At 72.2% G+C, this 5,729-nt stretch carries 5 protein-coding genes; 1 reads left to right on the top strand and 4 read right to left on the bottom strand.

The genetic code is table 11. The features are described 5' to 3' along the window. The 4 genes from BI06_RS44890 to BI06_RS44875 form a co-directional block, all read right to left on the bottom strand. Nucleotides 1-1,070: hypothetical protein (locus tag BI06_RS44890; RefSeq protein ID WP_043478897.1), on the bottom strand; the 1,070-nt coding region annotated here is incomplete at its 3' end. A gap of 114 nt (nucleotides 1,071-1,184) precedes the next feature. Continuing rightward, the gene (locus BI06_RS44885; RefSeq protein WP_369826408.1) at nucleotides 1,185-2,057 is read right to left on the bottom strand and encodes a carbohydrate ABC transporter permease; all 873 of its coding nucleotides are present in this window, start codon (nucleotides 2,055-2,057) and stop codon (nucleotides 1,185-1,187) included. A gap of 2 nt (nucleotides 2,058-2,059) precedes the next feature. Next, nucleotides 2,060-2,932, bottom strand: a complete 873-nt coding sequence (locus BI06_RS44880) for a carbohydrate ABC transporter permease (protein WP_043478839.1) — start codon at nucleotides 2,930-2,932, stop codon at nucleotides 2,060-2,062. A gap of 97 nt (nucleotides 2,933-3,029) precedes the next feature. Continuing rightward, on the bottom strand, nucleotides 3,030-4,301 hold the full coding sequence (locus tag BI06_RS44875; protein ID WP_206743656.1) for an extracellular solute-binding protein: 1,272 nt from the start codon (nucleotides 4,299-4,301) through the stop codon (nucleotides 3,030-3,032). Nucleotides 4,302-4,465: 164 nt separating this feature from the next. Between BI06_RS44875 and BI06_RS44870 the strand changes: the two genes are divergently transcribed. Further along, entirely contained in the window at nucleotides 4,466-5,542 is a 1,077-nt protein-coding gene (locus BI06_RS44870; protein ID WP_082559111.1) for a LacI family DNA-binding transcriptional regulator, read from the top strand. Nucleotides 5,543-5,729 lie beyond the last annotated feature (187 nt).

The following is a 5,729-nucleotide window of genomic DNA, read 5'->3' as shown; positions in this document are numbered from 1 at the left end:
ACCACGGCGGTGCGGCGCGGCGCGGGCGCCCGCCAGTCGGCGCGCGCGGCGGCGACGGCCCCGGCCAGCCGCTCCCCGGCCGGCTTGACCCGCCGGTCGCTGGTCAGCAGGCCGAGGCTGTACTCCAGCTCCGGGAAGTCCGCCAGCGAGCGGTCCACGTCGTGCGAGCACCACCAGGTGACGCCCCACAGGTCGGGGCAGTCCAGCACCGCGGCGACGGTCGCGCCGGTGAACCGGGCGGCGTCCGCGGCGGTGATGTGCGGGGCCGGGGCGCCGACCTCCTGGAGCCAGACCGGGCGGTGCGGGTCCCCGGCCCAGGCCTTGGACAGCTCCACCAGGTAGGCGGCGTGCTGGTCGCTCGCGGTGGAGCGGGCGCCGTAGCGCTGCGCGGTGCCGTTGAACACCCAGGAGTGCACGGCGGTGGCCGCGCCGATCCGGGCCGAGTGCCAGGGGGTGAACGGGTGCCCGTCGAGGTACCAGGCGGCGTCGTAGGACGCGTGCAGGTGCAGCCGGCCGGGGGCGCCCCGCTCGCAGGCGTCGACCATCCGGCGCAGCCAGGCGTCGGCCTGCTCGGGGGTGGCCCGGTGCGGGTCGGGGTGCGGCTCGCCGGAGAACTGGTTGACCTCGTTGCCGACCGTCATGCCGAGGAAGTTGGGCCGTTCGGCGAGGGCGGCGGCGAGGGTGCGCAGATAGGCGGCCTGGCCGTCGACCACGTCCGGGTCGGTGAACATGTTCCGGCGGTGCCAGGTGCGGATCCAGGCCGGTTCGAAGTCGAAGCTGGACAGGTGGCCCTGGAGGCCGTCCACGGCGACGTCGAGCCCGCGCTCCCCGGCCGCGTCCACCAGCGCCACGAGCTGCTCGACGGCGCGCGGGCGGATCAGCGTGCGGTTGGGCTGGAACAGCGGCCAGAGCGGGAACACCCGGACGTGGTCGAGGCCGAGCGCGGCGATCGAGTCGAGGTCGGCGCGGACGGCGTCGAGGTCGAAGTCGAGCCAGTGGTGGAACCAGCCGGCGGTGGGCGTGTAGTTGACGCCGAAGCGCGGGGCGGTGGTCCGCGGAGCGGTGGTCATGGTCGGTGGCTCCCTGGGAGGAGGAACGGCGGTGCGTCCGGTGCGGTCCGGCGGGGCCGTCCGGTGCGGTCGTCCGGTGCGGTGCGTCCGGGTGCGGTGCGTCCGGTGCGGGGTTCAGCCCTTCACGGCACCCTCCTCCACTCCCTTGAAGAAGAAGCGCTGGCACACCGCGAACACCACCACGATCGGCAGGAAGGCGATCATGGTGCCGGCCGCGATCAGTCGGGGGTTGGCGCTGAAGGTGCCGTTGAGGTACTGCAGGCCCACCGTCAGGGTGTACTTCTGCGGGTCGTTGAGCACGATCAGCGGCCAGAGGAAGTCGTCCCAGGCGCCGATGAAGGTGAAGATCACGATCACGCTGAGCATGCCGCGCACGTTCGGCAGCCCGATGTGCCACAGCCGCTGGCGGACGTTGGCGCCGTCCACCAGCGCGGCCTGCTCCAGTTCGGGCGGGACGGCGGCGAAGGCGGTGCGCATCAGCAGCACATTGAGCATGGAGAGCGCACCGGGCAGGGCGACCCCGGTCAGGGTGTCGGCCAGGCCGAGGCTGCGCACGGTGACGTACTGGGAGACGACCGTGGCCTCGCCGGGCAGCACCAGGGTGGCCAGCAGCAGGCCGAACACCAGCCGGACGCCCCGGAACCGCAGCTTGGCGAGCGCGTAGCCGGCCAGGGTGCAGCCGACCACGTTGCCGAAGATCGCGATGGCGGCGACGACCAGCGAGTTGGCGGCGTACGTCCAGACCGGGATGGTGTCGGCGACCTTGAGGTAGTTGTCGACGGTGGGGTGGTCCGGGAGGAAGTGCGGGGTGGCGGACCAGACGTCCTCGGTCGGGCCCTTGAGGGAGGTGGAGAGCTGCCACAGGAACGGCCCGACGACCAGCAGCAGCACGAACAGGAGCAGCAGGTAGCGCAGCGCGGTCTCGGCGGGGGAGGGAGTGTTGAAGCTGCGGGAGCGCGGGGTGTTGGAGCCGCGGGAGCGCCTCACGGTCAGGCCGCCTTCCGGTTGAGGCGCGTCAGCAGCAGCATCGGGCCGAGGGTGATGAGGAACAGCAGCAGGCTGAGTGCCGAGGCGTAGCCGAGGTGGCCGGTGAAGCCCCGGCTGTACATCTGGATCAGCATCACCACCGACATGTCCCGGCCGCCGGGGCCGCCGGTGCCGTTGGAGAGCACGTACAGCTCGGAGAACACCCGCAGCGAGGAGACCGAGATCAGCACCGAGACCAGCACCATGGTGGGCCGTACCCCCGGCAGGGTGACGTGCAGGAAGCGGCGCAGCGCGCCCGCGCCGTCGACGGCGGCGGCCTCGTGCAGCTCCCGGCCGACGTTGGCCAGCGCCGACAGGTAGATGACCATGTAGTAGCCGAGGCCCTTCCAGGTGGTCAGGGCGATCGCGCTGAGCAGCAGCAGCCAGCGGTCGGTGAGGAAGGGGACCGGTGAGTCGGCGAGGCCGGTCTGCCGCAGCACGCCGTTGATCAGCCCCCGGTCGTTCAGTGCCCAGCCCCAGATCAGGGCGACCACGACGGCGGAGGCGACGACGGGGGTGTAGAAGGCGGTGCGGAAGAAGGTGATGCCGGGCAGCCGGCGCTGGACCAGCAGGGCCAGCAGCAGCGGCAGTACGGTCAGCAGCGGCAGGCAGATCAGCAGGTAGATCACGGAGTTGAGCAGGGCGTCGGCCAACTGGTCGTCGCTGAGAGCGCGTTGGTAGTTGTCGAGGCCGGTGAACCGTCCGCCGCCCAGGGGCTTGGCGTTGGTGAACGACAGGATCACCGTGTTGGCGGCGGGCCAGAGGTTGAAGACGGCCAGCCAGATCAGTGCGGGCCCGGCGAGCAGCCAGGGGGTGAACCAGCGCCGGTGGGTCATGCCGTGCCTTCCTGGGGCGGGGGTCGCGGGTCGTTCCCGGTGGGCGGCGGCTCCCCGGGGGCGGGGCCGCCGCCCACCGGCGCGCGGGCGGTCGCGGTCAGCCCTTGAGGAGCTGGTTGCACCGCTCGACGGCGGTGTCCAGGGCCTGCTTGGAGCTGGTGTCGCCGCTGATCGCGAGGGTGAACTGCTGCTTGACGATGGTGCTCATGGCGTCGTCCACCTGGACCGGTTGGAGCATCCTGGCCTTGGCCAGCGAGGTGAAGGCGACGACCTTGGCGTCGCCGGCGTTGCTGCCGTCCGACTTGCTGAACAGCGGGTCGTTCGCGGAGGCCTTGGTGGAGGGGAAGATGCTGGTCAGCCGGGAGAACGCGGCCTGGTTCTCCGGGCTGGTGACCCAGCGGGCCAGGGCCACGGCGGCGGCCGGGTTCTTGGTGTTCTTGGGCACGGACACGCCCTGGACGTAGAGCGGCGGGGTGCCCATCGACGGGGAGGAGACGATCTTCGGGGCGAGGGTGGGGTTGTCGGTGGCGACGGTGGTGATGAAGTTGGCCCCGGCGGTCGTCCAGGCGGCGGTGCCGGCGGTGAAGAGCTTGGAGTTGCCGGCGTAGGTGTCGGTGAGGACGTCGTTCGGCAGCAGCCCCTCCTTGAACGCGGCGCGGTACTTGTCCAGCACGGCCGCGGCCTCGGGGGTGTTGAAGGTGAACGACCTGCCGTCCTCGGCCATCACCTCGACACCCGCGTCGACCAGGTCGCCGAGGCCGGGCTTGCGGCTCATCAGGTAGGCGGAGCCGCCGGCCTTCTCCTTGAAGGTCCTGGCCTGGGCGATGAGTTCGTCCAGGGTGGTGGGGAGCTTCTTCGGGTCCAGGCCGTACTTGGTGAGCAGCTCGGAGTTCCAGTAGTTGACGTCGGTGTTGAGGTACCAGGGGTAGCCGAAGGTGCCGCCCAGGCCCGCGAACCGGTAGGCGTCGAGGCCGCCGGCCACGTACTCCTCGCCGAGCTTCGGGTCGGCCTTGGCGACGTCCAGCAGCAGGCCCTGCTTCGCCAGCGGGAGGGCGAAGTCCGGTGGGAGGTTCACCACGTCGGGCAGGGTGCCGGCGGCGGCCTGGCTGAGCACCTTGTCGGAGTAGCCGTCGCCGGGCTGGTCCAGCCAGTCGACCTCGACGCCGGGGTACTTCTGCTTGAAGCCGTCGATCACGCCCTGCACATAGGCGGTGAACTTCGGTTTCAGCGCCCAGGTCTGGAGCGAGACCTTGCCCTTGACCTCGCCGGTGGCGGCGGCGCTCGCCGCGCTGTCACTGCTGCCGGAGCTGCCGTCGGAGCCGAGTCCGCAGCCTGTGGCCAGGGTCGCGGTGAGTACCGCCGTCGTCACTGCCGCCCGGATTCTACGCATGAGGGTTCTCCCGTGGTGGGTGGGGGAGGGGGATGCATCGGGGATTGCGCGCGGTTTCGGAACCTGTCTTACTAAACCGGTCTAGCTGTTGCAGGGACTATGCTCCGGCCTAAACTTGGCTGTCAAGAGAGGAGTCGGAACCCGTGGGCAGACCGACCATCGCCGACATCGCCCGTCGGGCGGGCGTCTCCAAGGGCGCGGTGTCCTTCGCGCTCAACGGCCGCCCGGGGGTGAGCGAGGCGACCAGGGCCCGGATCCTCCAGGTCGCGGAGGAGATGAACTGGCGGCCGCACAGCGCCGCCCGCGCCCTCGGCGGGGCCAGGGCGGACGCGGTCGGGCTGGTGATCGCCCGCCCGGCCAGGACCATCGGCGTCGAGCCGTTCTTCAGCCAACTGCTCTCCGGCCTCCAGGCGGTGCTGTCCGCGCACTCCGTGGCCCTGCACCTGATGGTGGTCGAGGACACCGCGGCCGAGATCGAGGTCTACCGCCGCTGGGCCTCCGAGCACCGGGTCGACGGCTTCGTCGTGGTCGACCTCCAGCTGCGCGACCCCAGGCTCGCCGTGCTGGACGCGCTCGGCCTGCCCGCCGTTGTGCTCGGCGGACCGGGCAAGGGCGCCGGGCCGCTGCGGATCTGGGCCGACGACCGCGAGGCGATGCTCTCCATCGTCGACTACCTGGCCGCCATCGGGCACCGGCGGATCGCCCACCTGGCCGGACTGCCGCACTTCCAGCACACCCAGCGGCGGATCCGGGCGCTGCGCGACGCCTCCCGCCGGCTCGGACTGGAGGAGGCGCTCTCGGTGCCGACCGACTTCAGCGACGCGGAGGGCGCCGCCGCCACCCGCACCCTGCTCTCCCGGCCCCGGCGGCCCACCGCGATCGTGTACGACAGCGACGTGATGGCGGTGGCCGGCCTCGGCGTGGCGGGGGAGATGGGCGTCGCGGTGCCCGGGGAGCTGTCCATCGTCTCCTTCGACGACTCGGTGCTCGCCCGGATCGTGCACCCGCCGCTCACCGCGCTGAGCCGGGACACCTTCGCACTCGGCGAGCAGGTGGCGCGGAGCCTGCTGGCGGTGATCGACGACGCCGGTCCCGACCGAGACCTGCAGATGCCGACCCCGCGGCTGACCGTGCGCGAGTCCACCTCGCCGCCGGCCGGCGGTTCACCGGCGGGTGTGAACTCCACCGGCACCGTTGACAGCGCCTCTGAACCGGTTTAGCCTCGCTGGCGCCGAGCGGGCCCCGCTCGGCGCACCACCGTGGGGCCGGAGTCCGGCGAGGCGCCCACGGCCGTCCGGCCGGCCCGTTCGCACCCGGGCCCGCACCGGTTCCACCGCGCCCGCGCGCCGCACCCCGCCCGGGGCCCGTACCACCGGCACCGCGCACCCCCCCCCCCCCCCCCCCCCC

Source organism: Kitasatospora sp. MBT66 (genome assembly GCF_000710405.2).
Classification (GTDB): domain Bacteria; phylum Actinomycetota; class Actinomycetes; order Streptomycetales; family Streptomycetaceae; genus Kitasatospora; species Kitasatospora purpeofusca.
The sequence above is the reverse complement of the archived record's forward strand: the minus strand, read 5'-3'. Positions and strand labels throughout refer to the sequence as shown.